The sequence below is a fragment of the Algoriphagus sp. 4150 genome (assembly GCF_031457395.1).
Lineage (GTDB): Bacteria > Bacteroidota > Bacteroidia > Cytophagales > Cyclobacteriaceae > Algoriphagus.
On record NZ_JAVDWS010000002.1, the window covers coordinates 401,248 to 425,177 of the forward strand.

Genomic DNA, 23,930 nt, shown 5'->3' on the forward strand with positions numbered 1-23,930 from the left:
AACTATGAGAAAACTAATTGCACTTGCAGCACTGGCAATCACGGGGATTTTTCCCGCTTTTGCGCAGCATTCAGAGCAGAATCATGCAGAGCGGTTTGAGCAGCTTGGCTCTATGCTTCGTTCTCCCAACGTTTACCGGACAGCCTCCGGTGCGCCTGGCCATATGTATTGGCAGCAGCAGGCGAACTATGTGATCAACGTGGAGCTGGATGATGCCAATCAATCCGTCAAAGGATCTGAGAAAGTAACTTACATCAACAATTCTCCTGACCAACTGACGTATTTATGGGTGCAGCTGGAAGAAAATCAACGTGGGCCGGATTCTGATTCTCCCAAAGCTTCAGAAAGCTCCATCACTCCTAAGATGACCCTTCGCAACCTTGAAGGGCTTATCTGGGCCAATGAGGATTTTGGCTATAAAGTACTGGAAGTAAAGGACTCCAAAGGAAATCCGCTCCCGGTGACAGTGAACAAAACCATGATGCGAATTGACTTGCCCACTCCGCTGAAAGCCGGTGGAAGCTTCACCTTTGGAGTAGACTGGACATTTAACATCACAAATAGGGTAGGGTACATTGGCGGACGTCCGGGGTACGAGTATTTCGAAGGTGATGACAACTACTTGTACACTATGGCTGAGTGGTTCCCAAGAATGGCTGTCTATTCAGATTTTGAAGGCTGGCAAAACAAGCAATTCATGGGTTCAGGCGAGTTTGCATTGGTTTTTGGAAATTATGAAGTGAATATCACTGTGCCTTCTGATCATATGGTCGGGGCTACAGGCGAGTTGCAAAACGCAAGTCAAGTCTTGTCTTCTGCCGAGCTGGATAGATGGAATAAGGCCAAGAAAACCTATGATGCACCAGTAGTCATCCGTACACAGGACGAAGCGATTGAGCTGGAAAAAGGTAAAGCTACATCGAAAAAAACGTGGAGGTTTAAGGCAGAGAATGTCCGTGATTTTGCATGGACTTCTTCCCGTAAATTTATCTGGGATGCAATGGCTGTGAAGCAGGGAGGAAAAGATGTAATGGCTATGTCTTATTATGCCAAGGAAGCCAATCCGCTATACGGCCAATACTCTACCCGGGTAGTCGCCCATACGATCAAATCCTATTCATCCCATACCTTCGATTATCCATATCCCACGGCGATCTCTGTAGAAGCAGCCAATGGTATGGAGTACCCGATGATCTGTTTTAACTATGGGCGTCCCGATCCGGATGGCACATATTCCGAGGCTGTCAAAAACGGAATGATAGGTGTGATTATCCACGAAGTGGGGCATAACTTTTTTCCTATGATCGTCAATTCTGACGAGCGTCAGTGGACTTGGATGGATGAGGGGTTGAATACCTTTATGCAGTTTATGGCCGAGCAAGAATGGGATCGTGACTTTCCTTCCCGTCGTGGTCCGGCGCATAAGATTGTTCCTTACATGAGAAGTGCCAAGAACACCTTGGAGCCTATCATGACCAACTCAGAGAATATCATTCAGTTTGGGCCAAATGCTTATGCCAAACCGGCCACTGCATTAAATATTCTTCGTGAGACTATCATGGGACGTGAGTTGTTTGATTATGCATTCAAAGAATATTCCCGCAGATGGATGTTTAAGCATCCGACTCCGGAGGATTTCTTCCGTACGATGGAAGATGCTTCTGCCGTGGATTTGGATTGGTTCTGGAGAGGATGGTTTTATGGCACGGAGCCGGTGGATATCGCTATTGAAAATGTAGCACTCTATAAGATGGACAACCGTACTCCTGCTGAGAAGAAAGCCGGGATGAAAGCTGAAGCAGACCTTGAGGAAGATTATGTTTCTAAGGAGTTCAACAGAACTGATGTGAAAGAAACAGTAATCGAGGCAGATCCTGAAACACACGATTTCTACACTTCTTATAATCCTTTTACCGTAACTCCTGCAGATGAGGAAAGCTATAAGCGATTTATGGCCAGCCTTTCTCCCAAGGAAAAAGAACTGATGGAAAGTGATTTGAATTTCTATGAGATCACCTTCAGAAACGTAGGCGGACTGGTAATGCCGATTATAGTGGAATTCCAATATACAGATGGTACCTCCGAGATAGACAGAATCCCTGTGGAAATATGGAGAAAGAATGAGTCTGAGGTTACTAAGGTTTTTGTGAAAAAGAAAGAAGTGGCCCAAATCATCCTAGATCCTAAGAGAGAAACTGCCGATATCGATGAGTCCAGTAATTACTGGCCAAGACAATATCAGCCTAGCCGATTTGAGTTGTTCAAAGGATCGGGGGCAGCGAGAGGGGCATCGACAGGAAGTAATCCAATGAAGGAAGCAAAAAGAAACCAATAACAAGAAATGCCGGCGTGAGTCGGCTTTTCTTGTTAATTAACTATTCCTTTTCTAATACACAAATGGTTTTCATCCTTGCCCCCTAAGCAGTATTTTAGTCGAGGGGATATATGCTATTCCAAACAACAAAACCTAAAACAAACCTAAAATGAAGGTAAAAAAATTGATTTCCCTTGGGGCCATAGCCTTGTGTTTTTTAATGAGTTCAAATCTCCATGCTCAAAAAAGAGATTTTTATGAACTGAGAACCTATCATATAGAAAATGCTGAGCAGGAGGCCATGCTGGATGATTATCTTGCAAATGCCTTTATTCCGGCTGCCCATAAGCAGGGAATTGCCAAAGTTGGGGTGTTCAAACCTATAGCTTCCCAGCCAAATGCCGGAAAGGAAGTTTACCTATTTGTGCCTTTTAAGTCGCTGGACGAGTATGTAGCCATGGAAGGCAAACTGGCCAAAGATCAGGCATATCAAACGGCTGGAAGCGCTTACATCAACGCTGCTCATGATAGGGCTCCTTATAAGCGTATAGAAACCTCTCTGCTTCAGGCGATGACAGGTCAACCTAAATTTGCAGAGTCGGAACTGACCAATGCAAAGAAGGACAGAGTCTATGAAATGAGAAGCTATGAAGCTGCGACGGAGCGGCTGTATAAGCAGAAAGTGAAGATGTTTAACGATGGAGAGATGGATATTTTCACCAAGCTAAATTGTAGCCCGATATTCTATGGAGAAACCATTGCCGGCGCAAATATGCCCAATCTGGTATATATGACTACCCATGAAAATATGGACATAAGAAATGAACACTGGAAGCAATTCGGTGTAGATCCGGACTGGGCAGGAATGAAAGACTTGGAGGAATATCAGAATACCGTATCCCGCAATGACACGAAGTTGCTTTATCCTACGGAATATTCAGATCTGTGATTTTAACCGCTGTGGACACGGAGATTCCCGCTGAGGCCACAGTGGTGAACACTGTATCAATTTTGATTTAACCCAGATTATGCATTGGGTTTCTTAATGGTTGCAATAGAATTGCTAATGCATATTTCGGGTTTAATGGACAGATCTTTTCCTTGGTTGCCCCGCCTCTTCAGAAGCCAGACTTAGTATTTCGGGTTCACCCATTTTTGTTGTCCTGCTTCCGCTTATTGTCCTGCTTCTCCAGAAGCTGGACTTAGATATTTTGGAAACTGAATTGGTTCCTGTTCGAAAGAGGGAGAGCTGGCCTGAATTTGGATTCAGGTTCTTTGCCAAAAAGACAGTGTAAATTTTCTATTCCGGCGGACCTTCCTGGTTTTCAAAACTTGGAAGGTCTTTTGTCACCCATTCACCTTTCTCACCACCCCTTCAAAAATGTTGACTCCCGTCCCGATCAATTCATCCGGGAAATCATAGGTAGGCTCATGAAGCTGGGGGCTGTTTTCTCCGGCCCCCAATCCGAAAAGATAGGATGGACAGCTTTGACTAAATAATCCAAAATCCTCAGACCAGCGGAAGGGCTCGTTTTTCTCTAATATATCCAATCCTAAATCTTTCATTACGTTCTCCGCTATTTCAGCTGCCTTTGGATCGTTTTCGGATACGGCGAATTGCTCCACAAAATTAATTTCACACCCAAGCTTCTCCGCTTTGGCTATCTCTTGTACTTCATTGGTGATCATCTCGATCAGGTTTTCCAGGTCAGTTTGGTCAAAGGCACGGACAGTTAAGCTTAAGGTGCCTTTTCCGGCACTGGTTCCGAAAGCCAAGCTTCCAATCTCGGCATGGATGACAGTGACCAAAGCAAATGTGTCTAGGTTTTTGGGAAGTTTGGGTAGATTCTGCATCAGCTTCGCTATTGCCTGTGCAGGATTGATTCCTTCGTCAGGGTGAGCTGCATGGGAAGTTTTTCCTGTCAGCGAAATCGTCAAGCCAGTGCTTCCTGCTGCGAATGTTCCTTTTCTTATCACGGCTTGATGAAGTGGGAAGCCGGGAAGGTTATGAAGAGCAAAAGCATAGTCAGGTTTGATTTCTAGGAATTTCGGGTCATCCAAAATCCATCTTGCCCCTTCTCCAGTCTCCTCAGCAGGCTGGAAAAGTAAAATCACCTCTCCCTTCTTCGGTCTTTCAGAGGCTAGTTTTTCTCCCAATCCGCAGATGATCGCCATATGCCCATCATGGCCGCAGAGATGGGCTTTGCCTGCTGTTTGACTTTTGTAGCCGGCATCTCCTGTTTCTTGGATGGGAAGTGCATCCAGTTCAGCACGAAACAAGCTTCTTGTTCCGGGCTTCTCTCCTTTGAAAACAAATGCAAGCCCATTTCCGCCTAACTTTTCTATAATCTGATCCGGTTTGAGTTCGGTAAAAAATGCTGAAATTTTCTCCGCAGTGGCATTTTCTTCCCCTGCTGTTTCAGGATTTTGATGTAATGTTTGACGGAGTTTTTTAAGCGTAGCATTGGACATTTTTATTGGAGGTTTTTCGAAAGGTAAGTTTCTATTGCTCAGTTGGAATCATTTTTGAAGCAAAATATGAAGCTTTGATCAGGAACTTTTCAGGATCTCCGGCTATTTTAGAATATCATTTCAACCCTTCAACTATAACTTTTATGAGCGACGTACAAATTCAAAACTACAACGAGCAAATCCAAGCGCTGGAGGCACAAATCACCGGTGACATGTTTGCGGACATGGAGATTCGTGACAAAATCCACAATCTCAAAATGGAGCGTGACGGTGTGAAGCCTACAGATTCCAGCATAGACTGCGTAGGCTGCGGAAGTTAATTTACTGACTTTGGCCAGATACTTTATTATTTACAAACCCTTTGGGGTTTTATGTCAATTTTCGGGAGAGGGGCAGACACTTGCCTCTCTTTTTGATTTCCCAAAGGAGGTGTATCCTGTAGGAAGGCTGGACAAGGATTCTGAAGGACTCCTAATTGTTACTGATGACAAATCATTAAACCACCATCTTCTAAACCCCCGCTTTGGCCATCAACGAACCTATTATGCTCAGGTGGAAGGAATTCCCGAGCAGGCGTCCTTAAAGGAGTTGATGCAGGGAGTAGTCATTAATGTGGATGGGCGGGACTACAAAACCAAGCCTGCTATAGCCAAAAGTCTGAATCCAATCCCAACACTTCCTGACAGGGATCCTCCGATTCGCTATCGGGCATCCATTCCAGATACTTGGATTTCGCTGACACTGATAGAGGGCAAAAATCGTCAAGTTCGCAAGATGACTGCAGCGATAGGACATCCCACGCTAAGACTTGTGCGCTGGTCAATGGAGAAATTGACAATAGAAGGATTTAAAGTGGGGGAAGTACAGGAAATCGATGAGGAAACGATCTACCACAAACTCGGATTAACGGGGTTTAAGAAAACGAGTGGTACGAGGAGATCCGGAAGGTAAATTCTCTCGCGGCGACGTGATGTTAGGTTGGCGAAAAATCCCCGGAATTCTTTTAAATCCTTAGATTTTGGATTTTTCCATAAAAGATTCTGAGAGACGTTGTAGATTGAAAATCGCAAGGCTCAGTTTTTGTCTTCCACTACTTCGAGCGTTTTGCTTTGTTTAATTTCACCGGTAAAACCTTCGAGGTTTCCAAAACATCAAAGGTTATCCAACGCTACGCCGCTGCGAGAACCCACTTTCTTAAAATATCATAAATTCCCTTTCTTGGCTATGCAATACCGCTTCTAAGATTTAAGATTGTCCTTTGGGACAAAAACCTCTATTTTAGTCTCCCTTTAATAGCACTAAAAGAATCAGATTCCATGCATCAGGAAAAAATAGCAGACGTAATACAGGAAGTCAGGAAAGTAGTAGTAGGCCAGGATAGAATGGTCAACAGGCTTTTGATCGGACTTTTTACCAATGGTCACATTCTATTGGAAGGTGTGCCTGGCTTGGCGAAGACCTTGACGGTAAATACCTTGGCCAAAGTGCTTCACCTTGATTTCAATAGAATCCAGTTTACGCCGGATTTACTCCCGGCGGATTTGATCGGGACGATGATCTACAATCAACAGGCGGCGAATTTTGAAGTGAAAAAAGGACCGATCTTCTCCAATGTGATATTGGCGGATGAAGTTAACCGTTCTCCTGCAAAGGTTCAATCGGCGCTTTTGGAAGCTATGCAGGAAAAGCAAGTGACTATAGGTGATACTACCTATAAGCTTGACAGGCCTTTTTTGGTTCTTGCTACCCAAAACCCGGTAGATCAGGAAGGCACCTACCCCCTTCCCGAGGCGCAAGTGGATAGATTTATGATGAAGGTCCATATCGACTATCCAAGTAAAGCCGATGAAATGGAAGTAATGCGGAGAATGGCAAATATGTCATTTAGCTCCGAAGTCAATGCAATACTTTCCAAAGAGGAGATCTTTGATATCCGTAATCAGATCAATTCCGTGAAGATGGCTGAGCCATTGGAGCACTATATCATAGAGCTGGTATTTGCCACCAGATTCCCCACGCAGTATGGGCTTAAAGAAGAAGCCAAGTACATCCAGTTTGGTGTGTCGCCACGTGCGAGTATCAACTTGAATTTGGCTTCTAAGGCAGTTGCCTTCATGGATGGAAGGGATTATGTATTGCCCGAAGACATCAAGGAAATAGCAGAAGATGTGCTTAACCATAGGATTATCCTAAATTATGAGGCTGAGGCAGACGGGATTAACACGAGAGATCTGGTAAAAATTCTGATGGAGAAAGTTCCGATTAACAAATCCGTAACATTGAAATAACAGCTATATCATCAAATACAGGCTTTTCGAAAGAGAAGCCTTTTTTTATGCCCTTTCTGTTATTCCAATATTAAATTGGGCGTTCTTTATTAAAAAAAGGATAATTCAGATAATTCTTTTGAGGTCAAAAATTGAGACAGATTTGCATTGTCAAATAAGGCAAACCATAATCAATTATAAATCTCAATGAAAAAGTTCAATTCTCTTTTAACCATGTTTGCTGCTGCAGTGATTGGACTCACTGGCTGCGTGGAAGGCAATGACAAACCGAGTCCGGATCCGGTTGATCCCGGAACTGGCGGTGTTCTGGTGAACTCCAATATTACTTCCAACACTACTTGGGAGACTGGAAAGACTTACGTCCTTGGAGGCAGAATAGCTGTCACTGCAGGAAATACACTTACTATCCAGCCCGGTGTAATTGTAAAGGGTGAAGTTGGATCCGGATCCAATGCCACTGCCTTGATCATCGCCAGAGGTGCTAAAATCGATGCGCAGGGAACTGCTAACTCTCCGATCATCTTTACCACAGTTGCTGATGAAATCACTCCTGGCCAAATAGCTTCTCCAAACCTTGATCCGGATATGTCCGGTCTGTGGGGTGGACTGATTGTTTTGGGTAATGCTAAAGCTTCTCTCGCAGGTGATGTAACTGAAACTCAAATTGAAGGTATCCCGCCATCCGATGTAAATGGTCTGTATGGGGGAACTGATGATGCCGACAACTCCGGTGTCATTAAATTTATCTCCATCCGTCATGGCGGTGCCAACATCGGAGAAGGTAACGAAATCAACGGACTTACTTTAGGCGGTGTAGGCTCTGGTACAGTTATTGAAAACGTAGAAGTAATCGCTAACCAAGATGACGGAATCGAATGGTTCGGTGGATCTGTGAGCGTGAAAAATGCGATTGTCTGGAATGTCGGAGATGATGGGTTGGATACTGACCAGGCGTGGTCCGGAACCATGGACAACTTCATTGTTATTTGCGGTGGCGAAACAGATCACGCACTTGAAATTGACGGTCCTGAAGGATCTTTCAATGCTGGGCATACCTTGATAAATGGTACTGTAGTAGGAAGTAGCGTTGCTGAACTGGCTGACTTCAGAGATGGAGCTAGAGGTACTTTTGAAAATATTTACTTTACAGGTTTCCCGGATCCATCTGCTTCTGATGGTCGTGGAGATTTTTCTCTTAGCGGTGACAAAACATTGGCCACTTTTGCCAATGGTGAGTTGAAATTCGTGAATCTTGAAATCACTCTTGCCGAAGGTGCTGAGCTATCCGAGGTATTCAGAAACGGAACCGATGCTTTTGCGACAAGCGTAGCTGCCGGTGCAAATACTGTAGGGGCAGACAAGTCTGCTTTCGCCAGCACTTGGTCTTGGGCAGCAGCTGCCGGAGTTATCTCTGATCTATAATCACACACTTCTAATTGAAGGAAGGAAGGACTTGCAAGGTTACTTTCTTCCTTCTTTAACGGTTCTATCTAATTGCTGTATGAAAAAACTATCTACCTATCCACTCATGAAGGGATTTTCGGTTTTAATTCTGCTGGTGCTTTCCCAAGTATTTGCAGGTTTCGCATTTGCCCAAAACGGTACTATCCGCGGTACAATCTACGAGCAGAGCACAGGAGATCCTCTCTATGGGGTCTCGATATTAGTAAAGGAAACATCTACCGGTACAGTTACGGACTTCGACGGTAAATATGAAATAAAAGTAGCTCCGGGAAATTATACACTTCAGGTGTCTTACCTTTCTTACGCTTCTATTCACCTTACCGATGTAGTGGTGAAAGAGGGAGAAGTGAATGTGATCAGCGACCTATTGATGATGGAGGAAGCTTCTGACCTTGAAGCAGTGACTGTGTCAGCCTCGGCGATTAGAACCACAGAGTCAGCTTTGCTGTCTGTGAAGAGAAATGCAGCCAACCTGATAGATGGCATCTCGGCCAGTACCTTCCGTCAAATAGGTGATGGGGATGCTGCTTCCGCTGTAAAGCGTGTCACAGGTGTATCCATCGAGGGAGGTAAATACATCTTTGTACGGGGACTTGGAGACAGATACACCAAAACTGTGTTGAATGGTATGGATATTCCCGGCTTGGATCCGGATAGAAATACAATCCAGATGGATATATTTCCTACCAATGTGATTGACAATATTATCGTATCTAAATCATTCACCGCAGATCTGCCGGCAGATTTCACGGGAGGTGTGGTAGATATTGAGACAAAGGATTTTCCTGAAGAGAAATCTATGCGCTTGAGCCTAAGCGGAGGAATTAACCCATCGATGCACTTCAATTCAAACTACCTGAAATATGACGGTGGAAATACTGATTTTTTAGGTTTTGACGACGGAACCAGAGCTATTCCTACAGATGGAAGAACTGACATACCACAGTATGGCGATGCCGTAGGTAATCCCAACAGCCCAAGAGGATTGGCATATCAGGAGATTCTGGGAAATTTCAATAAAACATTGGGTGGCTATAGAGCCAACAGTCTGATGGATGTAGGTGTAAGTTTCTCTTTGGGAAATCAATTTGCCCGACCAAAAGCAACTTGGGGCTACAACTTCGCACTGACTTATAAGAATGAGACAGAATTCTATCAGGATGCGGAATACAACCTTTATGCCAAGCCAAGAGAGGCTAGCCAAACAGAATTGGAGCCTTTGGAGAGACAGCGTGGTGATTTTGGGGTGAACAATGTGTTGCTTGGTGGAATTGCGGGAATTGCCTTGAAGACTGCACATTCCAAATTCAAATTGAACCTGATGCACCTGCAAAATGGAGAATCAAAAGCGGGTGAATTTGATTTTGTCAATACCAATTTGGGTGCAAACTTCGAAGCAAAGCAATATAACTTGGAATACAGTCAAAGAGGTTTGACCAGCATCTTACTTGGGGGTACACATTACCTTAATGGCAATGATTGGGAGATCAATTGGAAACTTGCTCCCACCAGATCTACCATTGATGATCCGGACATCAGATTTACGCGATTTAGACAGCCTACCAATACTATTTCTACTGAAGTAGGATTACCTGCCAGAATATGGAGAAGTCTAGAGGAATACAGCATCGTGGGCAAGGGAGATATTGCCAAGAATCTGACTCTTTTTGCAAGACAAGGTAAAGTGAAATTTGGTGGAAATTATGTGTACAAACAACGTGATTTCAATATCCAGAGCTTTCAGTTTGCAACAGGAAATACGGTGTTCACAGGAGATCCAAATGAGATATTGCTTGACAGGAATCTTTTCTCGGCAGAAAATAGAAATGGTGTAAGGTATAATGCGGATTTCATTCCGATCAATGCGAATGCTTATAATTCTATTGCTACCAATATGGCTGGATATGCTTCTTTGGAAGCCAATCCCATGGAAAAACTGAAGGCCATCGTGGGCTTGAGAGTAGAGAAATACAATCAGTATTATACAGGAACCAACCAAACCGGGACGATCGATTATGATTTGGTAGAGGTACTCGATGATATGGATTTCTTCCCTACGGTTAACTTGATTTTCAACTTGAAAGAAAATCAAAATCTTCGTGCTTCCGCATCCAGAACTATAGCCAGACCATCTTTTAAAGAGCTTTCTTACGCTGAAATTCTAGATCCGATTACAGGCAGAACTTTCATAGGAGGTCTTTATCCTGAGACTACCAACGGGGGAACTGAAGTTCTTTGGGATGGCAACTTGGTCTCTACTCAGGTGAATAACTTTGATTTGAGATGGGAAGCTTTCCAAGAAAAAGGTCAAATGCTATCCATAAGTGCTTTCTATAAGACATTTGAGAAGCCAATCGAAATGGTTCAGTTCCTTGCAGATCCGGGAACTTTCCAGCCAAGAAACGTAGGTAACGGTACGGTGGCCGGATTGGAATTTGAGTTCAGAAAATCCCTGAAATTTATTACTCCTAGCTTTGAGAATTTTACTTGGAATACAAACGTAACCATTACCAAATCCCAGATCGAAATGTCCGAATCTGAATACAGATCAAGACAGCTAAGTGCCAGAGAAGGCCAAGAAATCAAAGACACCCGGGATATGGCGGGTCAGGCTCCTTACCTCATTAACACTGGCTTGAGTTATCAGTCTTATTTGACTGGTTGGGAAGCCGGAGTTTTCTACAATGTGCAAGGAGCATCTCTCCAGTATGTGGGATTCGGTAACAGAACAGACACCTACTCTGTACCATTCAATAGCTTGAATTTGAATATCAATAAGACATTCGGTGCTGATGAACGTCTGCAGGCTGGATTTGGAGTAGAAAACATCCTAAACTCAAGAAGAGAGTTTGTGTTCAGGTCCTATGAAGCAGCAGATCAGATATTCAGCAGCCTATCTCCAGGTACAAAAATGAATTTTAGATTGGCTTTATCGTTCTAAGAAGCATACTTATCCCATATAAAAAGGCTCCTAATTGGGGCCTTTTTATATGGGGACGTTATTGGAAGTTGAATTTATCGTTATTTTACGATGGGTTTTTTTCGGAGAAATCCATTAAGAATTCTCTATCTTGGCGTTAAACAAAGCATAATGAAATACCTTTTTTTTACAATTCTTTTCTTTGGTCTTTTCTCTTCTGTATTTGCCCAAGAATCAACCCCTTCCCAGAAATTCTGGAATAATCTAAAAACCCACTGCGGCAAAGCTTACGAAGGTAAGTTGGTTGTTCCTGAATCCGACCCAAGATTTGAAGGAAAGCTGGTGATGCATGTCAGAAGTTGTGAAGACGGTATCTTGAGAATTCCTTTTTTTATAGGAGAAGATCGATCCAGAACTTGGGTACTGACGATGGACGATCAAGGTTTTATTCAGCTGAAACATGATCATCGTCACGAGGATGGATCAGAAGATAAAGTGACTCAATATGGTGGAAAGGCAAGTAATACCGGTTCGGCAACCATCCAGTATTTTCCGGCGGATCAGTTTTCTGCTGAATTGCTTCCTGCTGCTGTCGGTAATGTATGGTGGATTACGGTAGATGGGACTTCCTTTACCTATAATCTGAGAAGACTGGGCTCACCTACATTATTTACGGTTCAATTTGATTTGACTCAACCGATTGATACACCGGAAGGTCCTTGGGGCTCGGAAGACTAACTCTCTAGCGGATGAATGATACTTTGATAGATTTATTCCAAAAAGAGAATCATTTCTTCAGTTTGGGTGTAATCATTGGTTTTGTACAGAATATTTCCAGAAGAATCAGTAATTAGAAAGAAGGGTATCCCGATTTTCAATTCCGGAAAGCGGGGATCGGACTTGTATTCTTCCAATCCAATATTGATAAATGGTTAAGAACGTTTTTTGAGTGCCTAAGTTAATCGTCTGATAATGGACTCGTAATCAGGAAATGGTATAGTTAAATCATTATAGGAAAAAAGCTCAAAATCCCTAAAATCAAATCCTGGAGCTACTACACAGGAAACTAAAGCATAACTATTCGGTTCATCCACCGTACTTCCGAAGATAGTATTTGCAGGCACCAAATGCTGGGGAACAGTTTTAGCATTACTAGAAGGATATCCAAGTGAGTACTGCTGATGACCTACTTCGGTCAGGGTATGGATGGTCAAATTACTTCCTTCGTGAAAAAACCAAAGCTCATCACTTTTGATGCGATGGAATTTGGACACGTTTTCGGAGGTAAGTAGAAAGTAAATGGCAGTAGTTAAGTTTCTTTTGCCCGAATCTGTACTTATGCGATCTCCGGATCGATACGTCTCTGAGTAAAATCCGCCCTCTGGATGAGGACTAAGCTGTAATTTTTCTACCAAGAAAGCTATTCTGTCTTTTATATCCATTTTAGTCGGCTGGGTATGCATTTATCAAAATATCCACAATACGTTCGGCGGCTTTCCCATCCCAAAGCGGTATCCCCTGGTATTGCTTCCACTCACCGTTCATGATTTTTTCCAAATACGGCTTTAGCTTGGCCGGATCTGTCCCTACAAGTTCATTGGTGCCGAGATGTATGGTTTCTGCCCGCTCGGTATTATCCCGAAGGGTGATACAGGGCACATTCATCACAGAAGCTTCCTCCGTGATTCCCCCCGAATCGGTAATTACACCCTTGGCTTTTTTCACGAGATAATTGAATTCCAAATAGCCCAACGGATCACTCATGTACAGGTTAGGGGCATCTATACCGAGTGATTGCAGGTTATTGGCAGTCCTTGGATGAACCGGAAAAATGATTGGAAATCCTTCAACCCCTTCCAAAATGGCATCGATCATGGCTTTGAGTGTATGCTCTTGATCCACATTCGCGGGGCGATGCATGGTCAAGACGAAATATTGTCCTGACACTAGTTTGTCAAATACTTCACCTTCGGGTTTACGAAACCTAGGCATCTGGGCCATAAGGGTATCGATCATTGTATTGCCTACGAAGTGAATCTTTTCCTCCGCAAAACCACCTTTTCGAAGGTTTGCGTTGGCAATTTCAGAAGTTGTAAAAAAGTGATCCGTGATGCTGTCTGTAACCATTCTGTTGATCTCTTCAGGCATGGTCAAGTCACCTGAACGAATCCCCCCTTCTACGTGGGCAACATCAATCTGAAGTTTTTTGGCTGTGATGGAGCAGGCTAACGTACTTGTCACATCTCCTACCACCAATACGAGATCGGGGCGGTTTTCCAGCAGCTCTTTCTCGAAGGCAATCATGATTGCAGCAGTTTGTTCTGCTTGGGTACCGCCGCCACCTCCCAGATTTGCATGGGGATCGGGGATATTCAGTTGCTCAAAAAAATCCCCCGACATCTTTTTGTCGTAATGCTGCCCGGTATGGACCAGTCGGAATTTCACCGGAATCCTATCCTGCTGTTTTTTGATAAATTGGTGAATAATAGGCGCAATTTTCATGAAATTGGGTCGTGCACCTGCGACGATGGTAAAAGTAGCCATTGCTTCGTTTTATAATCGAATCAAAAATAACAAATCCTTTTGGTGACTTTCGATAAAAATAGCGTTCTTTTGGTGTGTTTGTTTGGCTTCTTTTTTTCCTTTGCAGGATTAAATTTTCTTAACTAACTGAATTAGATGGATTGCAATATTTGGTCAAAAAGGTTACCCCCCCTTCTCTTACTGCTCGTGGCCGTCAGTACATTTTTCTCATGTGCGGATACGCTTGAGTCAGAAGTTGTCGTCTATGCCAATGATTTCTCTGATTTGAATCCGGAAGGATTTGAGAATGGTAGATTTCTAGTCTTCGAAAATGATACTGTAATGGGGAACTATCACAATGAAGAAGTAGCGCTCAATCTCACTGGGCTTCCTTCCCATAATCTTTTGAAGATTACCATGGAGATTCTGGTCCATGATGCTTGGGAGGGTAATACTTCGGATGGGGTAAATGGACCTGACCTGTGGTTTTTTGGAGTGGATAAAGAAGAGATTTTCAGAACTTCTTTTTCCAACACCCCATGTGACTCTATTTATTGCCTTTATCAGTCGTATCCTGATACCTTTTCCAAGGTAAACAAACCAAAAACAGGTGCACGACAAACCAATATGCCCGGTCTTTGTCTATATGCTGCAAACCCTAATTACACAACGCGGTACAGTATTTCGAAAATAATTGAGCATAATGGATCAAGCGCCAGAATTTATATGGATTCAGATTTGATGGCGGATGATTCCCCTGATCCTGCATGTGATGAGTCTTGGTCTCTCGCAGGAATAACCGTCCAAGCCCTTACCTTGAAATGAGTATGATGAAGACAAGGAGATTTTTGAATAGCTGTTTTGGAGCTTTGTTGCTGTTCCTTTTGGGGAGTCATTATTCATCGGCGCAGACAGTGCCTGTGGGTACTCCGGTGTTGGATGATTACTTGAGACGAGCCCAATTACTTGGAAACATCGATTCTGCTTCTTCATTTATGGTCAGACCACTTTATCCGGTAGCTGCTTTTGGAATCAAATACGGGTTTGATCTTGACAGCTCCGTGGTGGACATGAACCGGACTACTGTCCATAAAGTTTTCGGCAAGGACGATAAAGGAAAGTTTTTGATGCTGCCGGCAATAGCCAAATTTCAGTACAATTCTACCTATGCTTTTGGAGTCAATGATGGGGCTTTTATTCCCAATCGCGGTATTCAGACTATTCTAAGTCCTGGGGCGTACTTGGAATATGGGCCTTTAAGTGTGCAGTTTCAGCCTGAGTTGCTGATGGCTCAGAATCAACAGTACAACGGGTTTCCGATAGAACATGGGTTAAGTATATTGTTCTATTATGATTATATGAATCGTATTGACATGCCGGAGAGATTTGGCAGTTCTGCATATATCCGGGGATACTTAGGTCAATCCAGTGTCCGCTTTAATTTCAAGGAGTACTCAATAGGTGTTTCCTCCGAGAATTTGTGGTGGGGGCCTGGAAGGAGGAACTCTCTCTTGCTGGGAAATAATGCTCCCGGATTTATCCACTTCACGGCAAATACACGAAAGCCTGTCAGCACCAAAATAGGTTCTTTTGAAGGGCAAGTGATAGGAGGTTTCTTGGAATCTTCAGGCTTTTTACCCCCTTGGCCAAATTACAGGGTTCAGGGAAACAGTGTGTTGATTCCGGGACCGGAAGATAATAGACGGTTTTTGTCTGGGATGATCTTGACCTATCAGCCTAAATGGGTTCCGGGTTTGTTTCTCGGATATGCTTCTACCAGTCAGGTTTACCGACATGATATTTCCGGTTTGGGGGATGTTCTCCCCATTTTCAATGGAAGGAAAAAAGCCCAGAATATCGTAGATCCTATTCAGGAAAAGAGGCAGCAGTTTAGTTCCGGGTTTTTCAGATGGTTTAGTCCTGAGGGGCATTTCGAATTCTACGGGGAATTTGGGACACGGGACAACGATAGAAAACTCAATGATTTTATGACTTCACCGGAGTCCGGACGCGCATTTACATTTGGAATCTCTCATCTGATGAGCTTAAGGAAAGCAGGCCATTATTTCCAGCTCTCTTCGGAAATAACCCAGACAGGCCAGACAATCAGAGAAGATATTCGGGGGCTTAAGACTTGGTACGTGCATGATCACGTAGTAGACGGCTATACACACAACGGCCAAGTGCTGGGAGCAGGAAATGGTCCGGCTAGTAATGTGATCTTTCTGGAATTGGCTTGGGTAAATAGCTTGAATAGAATTGGATTTCAGATGGAGCGTATCGTTTACAATAATGATTACTATTATTATAGATATGAGGAGTCCAAAGACTGGAGAAACAAATACATCGATCTTGTGCCCTCACTGATCGGGGATTGGAAGTGTGGGAACATTTTGCTGAACGCCCGCTTGCAATATGTAAATACCTTGAACTATAAGTGGTTTCTGGAAAATAATCCGGACAACTTCTGGGTTCCGGGATATGACCGCAAGAATTTTGTAGGTCAGGTGGGGCTAGCGTATATTTTCCAATAGGAGTTAAACTCAACAGAAATATGAAAGTAGAAAAGAGTAAGGTAGTAGCGGTGTGCTATGACCTAAAGGTTGACAATGGAGAGACTGGAATGGTCCCCTATGAAAAGGTGCCTGAGGATAAACCTTTTTATTTTTTATACAATGCAGGAGAGGTGTTTCCCAAATTTGAAGAGGCGTTGCTGGGCAAATCTGAGGGAGAGACCTTTTCAGTGTTTTTAGATTTTGATGATGCGTATGGAGATTATATTGAAGAGAAAAAAACCATTATTCCAAAAGCTAATTTTAAAGAAAATGGGAAGAAGAATAAAGAGCTACTTCGAATAGGCAACGTAATCCCTATGCAGGATAGTAAGGGCGGTCAGATTCGCGGAGAGATTATCAAAATTGATTACAAAGGAGTTCATATGGACTTCAATCCACCGCTGGCAGGATATGATTTGTTCTTTGAAGGCAAAATTATTGCTGTGCGTGATGCACTACCCGAAGAACTTGAGCATGGACATGCCCACGGTCCGGATGGACATCATCACCACTAAGAAGGCAAATGCCCTGTTCGCCGAATAGGGCATTTGTTTTATTTGCGCCGGGATGCAAGGTAGAATGGGGTTTAAGGATCAATTCACTCCAACTGCGAATGGGGATGGATTAATACCTGAGGCAAGAGTATATGGATAACCGCCTGATTGTTTTCGGGGATTTTAGACTTCCTTAAGCGGAGTGTTTTTCTAATTTGAACTAGCCAATAAAGACGCCTGCTCTTCCGCAAGAGCTTTCAGCCCTTCTATACGTCCGGAGTTGTAAAGTTTCAATGCTTTATCTAATTGTACGGAAGCTTTTTCAAAGCTTTGCTCATTGAAATGTGAGATCGCATCATTGTAGTATTGTAAACCCGCCAATTGAGTAAGATTAACTTTTCTAAAAATGGTGTTGTCTGATAAATCCACTTTTGGTGCCCCCAACCGTTGATTGAACGACTTGGGCCGCATCGAATCATCCGCTTTATATCCTTCGAGATAAGAAGCCACTTCCGAGGGTGCGGTGATCATTCCGCCAATAGGAAGAGTACTTTCCAATATGATGTCTTTGTCTTCATGATTCACCACGATAAAAACGTGAAAATCTGTCTCGACGACTTTGTAATCAAAATCGTAACGATCCAAAAGTAACGCCAGAGCGGCAGATGCGCTTACACAATCGTATAAGCCTATGCCAAGCATATCATTGAATGTAGCATGTTGCTCATAGGTCTTGAAGAGATGCTGGTGGGATTTCTGGAAGAGTTGGCGAAGTAGACTGATGTGTGTTCCTTTTTTATGGAATTTTTGATCCAATTCAGCTACTAAATCATTCCATTTTTGGTCAGAAGGAGCACTTTCTGCCTGAACTGCTCTAAATAAAAAATAGGGATTCGCTTGCCCGGTCATCCACAGCTCCTTTTCCGAATTGCTGTCAAAGCGTAGTGTCTCAATAGCATTCTGAGCCATAGCATGGAGGCCTATGGTGGATAGAAGGATATATGTGAGGAGCGCTTTTTTCACCTTGAATGAAGCTAATGTTACTAAACATACGATCAATGACTCTTAAAGTTAACAATTTGGTAATATTAAAATACATGGTCGTTAAAAACTTAACATTGGGGAAATCTAGGGTCGGTTGTTAACCTCTCTTCTCTCCACAGATCACTATTCAATTATTTTAATTTTCCATCCTCCTGTACTTAACTCCCATATCCCACAAAATCTGTGGCCAGGAGACAATGGTCGTTGATCTTTTTTACACCGGGTTGAAACCCGGTGCTACAAATCTGCCATGCCTACGGCATTGCTTCATTTCTACGGAAATCGGGCATAGATCAATCTAAATTCTCTCCACACACTACAGATGAACTTTTAACCTTTTTAACCCTTAACCTCTTTTTTTAACACCTTGGTTTAGTGTGGGGGCTCCGTCACTAACTATTCGTGTCATCACGAACGGCGTGGATTTGCGATGCCTTTAGTACTTGCCTACGGTATGTGGGCGGAAGATTGCTGGCGTCTTGGGTTTTTGCCCGCCCGACGTGGCGGGGTCCTTTTGGGCCAAGCCAAAAGGACAGAAAAGAATTACCTCATACTACCGATACGGTTCAATAGGGAAATTGAGGATGGATAGAATACATCCCGAGAAAATCTACTCAAAATCCCCCTAGCCCCCTTTGACAAGGATGATTTTCCATAGTAGTGTATGAGTAGAAGGGGGAGCTCCGCTCGTCTCCGCACAAAAGAGCGTATTATCACTCTTGGAGTTTCGGTTGCAGGGTTGGAACCCTAGGCTCCGCCACGGCGGACAAGTTACAAATCTTCCATGCCTACGGCATTGCTTTGTCTCCGCCACCGTTCGTGTCGCCACGGACGGACTGAAGCAGTCCGTGATGACACGGGCTTCGGCAAGGGTTTGGGGATAAATCAATCTAAATTCTATCCCCACACTACAGATGAACCTTTAACCTTTTTAACCCTTAACCTCTTTTTTAACTGTTAACTAAATACGCCCTATTCGTGATGATAGGGTTCGTTTCGCAGAATAGTAAATCCCCGGTAGAGTTGCTCGATGAAAAAGGGGCGGATCATCTGATGTGAAAAAGTCATTTTGGAGATGGACAGTTTGCCGTTTGCCCTTGCATAAACCTCCTCAGAAAAACCATAGGGCCCACCAATGACGAAAATAAGCTGTTTCAAGCCTGAATTCATTTTCTTCTGAAGGAATTGGGAGAAATCCATCGAACTGTAACTTTTTCCACGTTCATCCAGTAAGATAAGATCATCTGAGGGAACTAGCTTTTTCAAGATCAACTCTCCTTCTTTTTCTTTTTGAAGTGTTTCTGAAAGTGACTTGGTACTTTTGAGATCAGGAATAACTTCAAATTCAAACTTGATGTAAAAATTCAGACGCTTGCTGTATTCCTCTATCAGAGAAAGGATGGCTTTATTGTCAGTCTTGCCGATTGCGATCAGTTTGATAGTCATCCCCAAAAATAAGAAATACTGACCGTACTGTTTTCCCTTTCCTATTTCAGAGAATAAACTTAATTTCCTCCTACTAATATATAGAACCCCGACATATGAGAAAATTTATTACTGCTCTCACACTTTTCTGCGGAGCAAATTTAGGATTTGCCCAATCCTCGGCTCCGTTTTTTATTCTTGATCCTACACTGACTCCAGACGCCAAGGAGATTGTTTTCAGCTTCGAAGGAGATCTTTGGAAAGTTCCTGTAGAGGGAGGATCTTCCCTGCGATTGACGGCTATGGAAGGAATTGAGAGTAGACCTGCGGTCTCCCCTGATGGAAAATGGCTGGCATTCACCTCCGAGCAGTATGGCAACAAAGACATTTTTCTGATGCCGATGGAGGGTGGGGAAATACGGCAATTGACATTCCATGAGGCGGCAGATGAAGTGGAGTCCTGGAGCTGGGAGAGTGATAAGATTTATTTTACTTCCAATCGCTACAATAACTTTTCGACCTATGAAATCGAGCTAACCGGTTCTACACCAAAGCGACTTTTTCCACATTATTTCAATACCATTCACGGAGCGGTGGTCCAGCCCAATACAGGGGAAATTTACTTCAACGAAACATGGGAAAGCAAGAATTTTGCTCACAGAAAACGCTACAAAGGAGAATACAACCCCGATATTAAGTCTTACAATCCGGTGACGAAGAAGTTTTCGCAGTATACAGACTACGAAGGGAAGGACTTTGGAGCGACCATAGATCAAAATGGGAACGTGTATTTTCAATCCGATGAGGCCAACGGAGAATATAACTTATACACATTTAAGGGAACTGCCAAAACACAGCTGACAGACTTCCCGACTTCCATCATGTGGCCAAAGGTGAGCGCAAATGGTGAGAAAATTGTCTTCCGAAAGGATTATCAGGTTTTTGTCTATGATGTAGCAACAGGCAGCACCTCTCAGCCGACCATTTCTATCTATCAAAACCAAACACTCCAAAAGGAGCTCACGCGGCAGGTAGCCGGAAATATTGCCAATTTTGATGTGTCGCCTGATGGAAATAAGATGGCTTTTGTGTCCCGGGGTGTACTTTTTATCTCAGATGTAAAAGGGAAATTTGTGCAGAAAATCCCTACAGATCCAAAAGAAGCTGTGGGAGAAGTGAAGTGGCTGGCAGACAATAAAACACTTATTTATTCACGTACGGTCAAGGGATATCACAATTGGTTCACTATCTCAGCCCAAAATCCCAAAGAGGAGAAGCAATTGACTGATGATAAATTCAAGAATCGTCAACTGACTTTGAATAAGGATCGAACACTTGGGGTTTACATAGGTGGAAGAAGTGAAGTGCGTGAGATAGATCTCAAAACAATGATTAGCAAAACACTCGTCGAAGATGAGTTATGGGGGCTTTATACACCTAATGCTTACCTATCTCCGGATGATGAATACGTGGTTTTCAGTCCAATCCGGAATTTCGAACGGGAGGTTTTTGTCTACCATAGACCGACTAAGAAAACAATTAATTTAACTGAGACATTCGTAACTGAGACTTCCCCTTATTGGTCGCCGGATGGGAAGTACATTTACTTTTCTACAGACCGTACCCATGCGAGTTATCCTTACGGAACCACTGATGCGCATATTTACCGGATGAAGCTGGATAAGTTTGCGGAGCTATTCAAGTCGGATAAGGTGACAGAGCTATTCAAAGAAGAGTCAACCGATGACAAAAAGAAAAAAGAAGATAAGGAAAAAGAGAGCAAGGAAAAGGAAGATAAGCCTTCTCCGAAAGTAAAGATCACCCCGGGGGACTTAATGGATAGATTGGAACTGATAGGCCCGTCATTTGGGCAGCAGTCCAGCCCTATGGTTCATCAAAAAGAGGACAAAACATGGGTCTTCTATACCTCAAATCATGATCAGGGAGATTCCAAATTGTGGAAGACTACCTTGGAGGATTTTGAAAAAACCAAAACGGAGAAAGTCAGTGATGACGGAATCTACGGCTTTGACCTGATAGAGGTTAAAGATAAGGTGTATCTATTGGCAGGAGGGAAAGTGCATACGCTCGATCCGGCAAGCAACAAGGCAGAGGAGATCAAGATCTCTCAGGCATTTGACAAGAAGCTAGGAGACGAGTTTGAGCAGATGTACTATGAGGCATGGGCAGGAATGGAGCAAAATTTCTATGATGGCGATTTTCATGGGGAAAATTGGGAGGAGTTACGTGATCGCTATGCTGAGTTTTTACCATACGTAACCAGCCGTGAGAACCTCCGCACTATTTTCAATGATATGCTTGGCGAGTTAAACACCTCTCATTTTGGTTTTAACTCCTATGGCGAAGAGGAGAAGGGGTACTTCGGTACACGCTCGATGAATGCGGGGATAGTCTTTGAAGAGGACAAGCCATATACGGTCAACCGTGTTTTGAAGCACAGCCCTGCCGATCTTGAACCTATTCCGGTGATGCCGGGAGATCGATTGTTGGCGGTAAATGGAGTGAAAATCGACCCAAATCTGAATAGGGAACAATATTTTGCGGTGCCGACCATGGCAGAGGAACTGACATTGACTTTTGACAGAAAGGGTGAGGAAGTTACGTTGAAAGTTCATCCAGCCTCCACTGGAGAAATGAAAACTTGGCTTTACGATGAATGGATGGATCAAAATGAAGCCTACGTGGACGGAAAGTCTGGGGATAAAATCTCATACATCCACATGAAGAATATGGGTGGAGGTGAGTTGCAGCATTTTCTGGAGAAAATGGTCTCTATGAAAGGTAATCGGGAAGGCCTTATCCTGGATTTGCGCTATAATACCGGAGGAAATGTCCACGATAAAGTGCTACAGTTTCTTAGTCAGAAGAGCTATCTGCAATGGAAATACCGTGATGGTAAGCTGACGAACCAGCCGAATTTCTCTCCGGCAGACAAACCAATTGTACTCCTAATCAATGAGCAATCGCTTTCGGATGCGGAGATGACCGCGGCAGGTTTCAAGGAATTGGGACTGGGGACAATTGTAGGTACCGAAACCTATCGCTGGATTATTTTCACTTCGGGACAGGGCTTGGTGGACGGGTCATTTTACAGACTTCCGGCTTGGGGATGCTACACGCTGGATGGTAGAAATCTGGAAAAGGACGGTGTAGAGCCTGATATTCGAGTGGAAGAAGGATTTGTGGATAGACTTGAAGGCAACCAGAAGCAGCTGGATAGGGCGATAGAGGTGATAATGGAGAAGATAGAATGAAATGGGGTTGGGTTACTAATTTGGTAACCGGCTTAAGTCGCTGAATTTCAAATGGCTAATGTGAAATATAGATGAGTGTATGTACTAGCGCTCAATATGGAGCTTTTGTAGCGCTTGGTAGGTTAGCTTCGTTTAGGATGAAAAATGAAACTATGAAGAAAAGTCTATTTCGACTGGTGATGTTGCTTGCCTGCTTTCAGCTTTTGTCCTGCGCAGAAGATGATGGTCTTCCAATAGTTGATTCAAAGGTATTGGTAGATATAGAAGCCTATAATTCCGCTTTCGCTGGTGGATTGGTGATAAATTCTCTGGAGGTAAAAAGAGATTTTCTGATCATAAATTTTAGTGCAAGTGGGTGTGATGGGGAAAGCTGGGAAGTAAAGCTGATAGATTCCGGAGCTTTAATGTATTCTAATCCTCCTCAAAGAAATTTGATTTTATCACTTAAAAATGAAGAAGAGTGTGAGGCCTACATTACCAAAGAAGTGGTTTTCGACATTTCGGAATTGAAAGTAAAGGGAGATAAAGTATGGCTTAATATTATGAATTCAGATCAAGGGATTATCTACACCTATTAGTGACTAATGCAAAAAGCCTCCCCAATGTGGGAGGCTTTTGCTATAGAATGGGGAGGTGCTTATTTGATCAACTCCTTACGTTTTAAGATTGTTTCCATAAATTTCCGCTCATTGTCAGAGTTGAAAATCCGGAAAGGAAGATGGATAAATTGGGCTTTGGACATGTACAGTACATACGCGTCTTTTCTTACCTCGGCATTTTTGATCATATTCCACTGCACGGGCATTCCTTGCTTGGTGTTGATCTTCATCAATATCTGACGGCTGTCGATCTCGTAAGCCATCTTGTCAAAAATCACTTTGTTTTGCTCCATCTGTGTTACTCCTGTAAACTGAATCGCCCAGAACAACACGTAAAGGCCATAAGCTATCAATGCACCAATTATCCACCAAATCGAAGGAATCCAGAAATAGCCGCACATGATCGCCAGAGCGATTGGGATTACCCACCACTGCTCTTTCAAAACATTGACCAAAGCCATTTTGATATAAGTGCCGGTTGGGAGTTGGTATTTTTTTGTTTTTACTATCATCACTTGTCTATTTCAGAGCGCAAATATCCACCTATCCTAGGGAAT

Annotated in this window: 19 protein-coding genes; 13 read left to right on the forward strand and 6 right to left on the reverse strand. The window is 43.3% G+C overall.

Annotated elements, in window-relative coordinates; all coding sequences use genetic code 11:
• Positions 1 to 4 precede the first annotated feature (4 nt).
• Both J2X69_RS05045 and J2X69_RS05050 read left to right on the forward strand, forming a co-directional pair.
• Positions 5 to 2,335: a M1 family metallopeptidase gene (locus J2X69_RS05045; protein ID WP_310099418.1), complete on the forward strand. Its 2,331-nt coding sequence runs from the start codon at positions 5 to 7 to the stop codon at positions 2,333 to 2,335.
• Between the two features lie 148 nt (positions 2,336 to 2,483).
• Positions 2,484 to 3,263, forward strand: coding sequence for an NIPSNAP family protein (locus J2X69_RS05050; protein WP_310099420.1), 780 nt, complete (start codon positions 2,484 to 2,486; stop codon positions 3,261 to 3,263).
• 398 nt (positions 3,264 to 3,661) lie between these two features.
• Here J2X69_RS05050 and J2X69_RS05055 read toward each other — a convergent pair whose 3' ends face one another.
• Complete coding sequence (locus J2X69_RS05055) at positions 3,662 to 4,786, reverse strand: amidohydrolase (protein ID WP_310099422.1); 1,125 nt, start codon at positions 4,784 to 4,786, stop codon at positions 3,662 to 3,664.
• Positions 4,787 to 4,929: 143 nt separating this feature from the next.
• Here J2X69_RS05055 and J2X69_RS05060 point away from each other — a divergent pair, with 143 nt between their 5' ends.
• The 6 genes from J2X69_RS05060 (at position 4,930) to J2X69_RS05085 (ending at position 12,196) form a co-directional block, all read left to right on the forward strand.
• Positions 4,930 to 5,106 carry a hypothetical protein gene (locus tag J2X69_RS05060; protein ID WP_310099424.1) on the forward strand — a complete coding sequence of 59 codons (177 nt, stop codon included), beginning with the start codon at positions 4,930 to 4,932 and terminating at the stop codon, positions 5,104 to 5,106.
• Between the two features lie 10 nt (positions 5,107 to 5,116).
• On the forward strand, positions 5,117 to 5,737 hold the full coding sequence (locus tag J2X69_RS05065; RefSeq protein WP_409014390.1) for a pseudouridine synthase: 621 nt from the start codon (positions 5,117 to 5,119) through the stop codon (positions 5,735 to 5,737).
• A 365-nt stretch (positions 5,738 to 6,102) separates the two neighbouring features.
• Positions 6,103 to 7,074, forward strand: coding sequence for a MoxR family ATPase (locus J2X69_RS05070; RefSeq protein ID WP_310099427.1), 972 nt, complete (start codon positions 6,103 to 6,105; stop codon positions 7,072 to 7,074).
• A gap of 186 nt (positions 7,075 to 7,260) precedes the next feature.
• A complete protein-coding gene (locus tag J2X69_RS05075; protein WP_310099430.1) occupies positions 7,261 to 8,496 on the forward strand; it encodes a hypothetical protein in 1,236 nt (411 codons plus the stop codon).
• 79 nt (positions 8,497 to 8,575) lie between these two features.
• The gene (locus tag J2X69_RS05080) at positions 8,576 to 11,479 is read left to right on the forward strand and encodes a TonB-dependent receptor domain-containing protein (protein ID WP_310099432.1); all 2,904 of its coding nucleotides are present in this window, start codon (positions 8,576 to 8,578) and stop codon (positions 11,477 to 11,479) included.
• Positions 11,480 to 11,629: 150 nt separating this feature from the next.
• Positions 11,630 to 12,196 (forward strand): hypothetical protein, encoded by a 567-nt coding sequence (locus J2X69_RS05085; RefSeq protein ID WP_310099435.1) that lies wholly within the window; start codon positions 11,630 to 11,632, stop codon positions 12,194 to 12,196.
• Between the two features lie 215 nt (positions 12,197 to 12,411).
• Here the strand turns inward: J2X69_RS05085 and J2X69_RS05090 are convergent, their stop codons facing one another.
• Together J2X69_RS05090 and wecB are read right to left on the reverse strand one after the other, a co-directional pair.
• Positions 12,412 to 12,900 (reverse strand): cupin domain-containing protein, encoded by a 489-nt coding sequence (locus J2X69_RS05090; RefSeq protein WP_310099438.1) that lies wholly within the window; start codon positions 12,898 to 12,900, stop codon positions 12,412 to 12,414.
• 1 nt (position 12,901) lies between these two features.
• Positions 12,902 to 14,002, reverse strand: a complete 1,101-nt coding sequence (gene wecB / locus J2X69_RS05095; protein WP_310099441.1) for a non-hydrolyzing UDP-N-acetylglucosamine 2-epimerase — start codon at positions 14,000 to 14,002, stop codon at positions 12,902 to 12,904.
• Positions 14,003 to 14,137: 135 nt separating this feature from the next.
• Here wecB and J2X69_RS05100 point away from each other — a divergent pair, with 135 nt between their 5' ends.
• From J2X69_RS05100 to J2X69_RS05110, 3 genes are read left to right on the forward strand one after another with little or no spacing between them, the layout of a single operon-like run.
• Positions 14,138 to 14,806, forward strand: a complete 669-nt coding sequence (locus J2X69_RS05100; protein ID WP_310099445.1) for a hypothetical protein — start codon at positions 14,138 to 14,140, stop codon at positions 14,804 to 14,806.
• A 23-nt stretch (positions 14,807 to 14,829) separates the two neighbouring features.
• Entirely contained in the window at positions 14,830 to 16,515 is a 1,686-nt protein-coding gene (locus J2X69_RS05105) for a capsule assembly Wzi family protein (RefSeq protein ID WP_310099448.1), read from the forward strand.
• A 20-nt stretch (positions 16,516 to 16,535) separates the two neighbouring features.
• Entirely contained in the window at positions 16,536 to 17,051 is a 516-nt protein-coding gene (locus J2X69_RS05110) for an FKBP-type peptidyl-prolyl cis-trans isomerase (RefSeq protein WP_310099453.1), read from the forward strand.
• A 189-nt stretch (positions 17,052 to 17,240) separates the two neighbouring features.
• On the opposite strand, the gene J2X69_RS05115 is transcribed toward J2X69_RS05110, so the two are convergent.
• Entirely contained in the window at positions 17,241 to 18,053 is an 813-nt protein-coding gene (locus J2X69_RS05115; RefSeq protein WP_310099456.1) for a hypothetical protein, read from the reverse strand.
• A 993-nt stretch (positions 18,054 to 19,046) separates the two neighbouring features.
• On the reverse strand, positions 19,047 to 19,520 hold the full coding sequence (rlmH, locus tag J2X69_RS05120; protein WP_310099459.1) for a 23S rRNA (pseudouridine(1915)-N(3))-methyltransferase RlmH: 474 nt from the start codon (positions 19,518 to 19,520) through the stop codon (positions 19,047 to 19,049).
• A 95-nt stretch (positions 19,521 to 19,615) separates the two neighbouring features.
• On the opposite strand from rlmH, the gene J2X69_RS05125 reads away from it, so the two are divergent.
• Positions 19,616 to 22,774: a S41 family peptidase gene (locus J2X69_RS05125; RefSeq protein WP_310099463.1), complete on the forward strand. Its 3,159-nt coding sequence runs from the start codon at positions 19,616 to 19,618 to the stop codon at positions 22,772 to 22,774.
• A 152-nt stretch (positions 22,775 to 22,926) separates the two neighbouring features.
• The gene (locus tag J2X69_RS05130) at positions 22,927 to 23,352 is read left to right on the forward strand and encodes a hypothetical protein (protein WP_310099466.1); all 426 of its coding nucleotides are present in this window, start codon (positions 22,927 to 22,929) and stop codon (positions 23,350 to 23,352) included.
• Between the two features lie 59 nt (positions 23,353 to 23,411).
• Here J2X69_RS05130 and J2X69_RS05135 read toward each other — a convergent pair whose 3' ends face one another.
• Positions 23,412 to 23,885, reverse strand: a complete 474-nt coding sequence (locus J2X69_RS05135; protein WP_310099469.1) for a YcxB family protein — start codon at positions 23,883 to 23,885, stop codon at positions 23,412 to 23,414.
• Positions 23,886 to 23,930 lie beyond the last annotated feature (45 nt).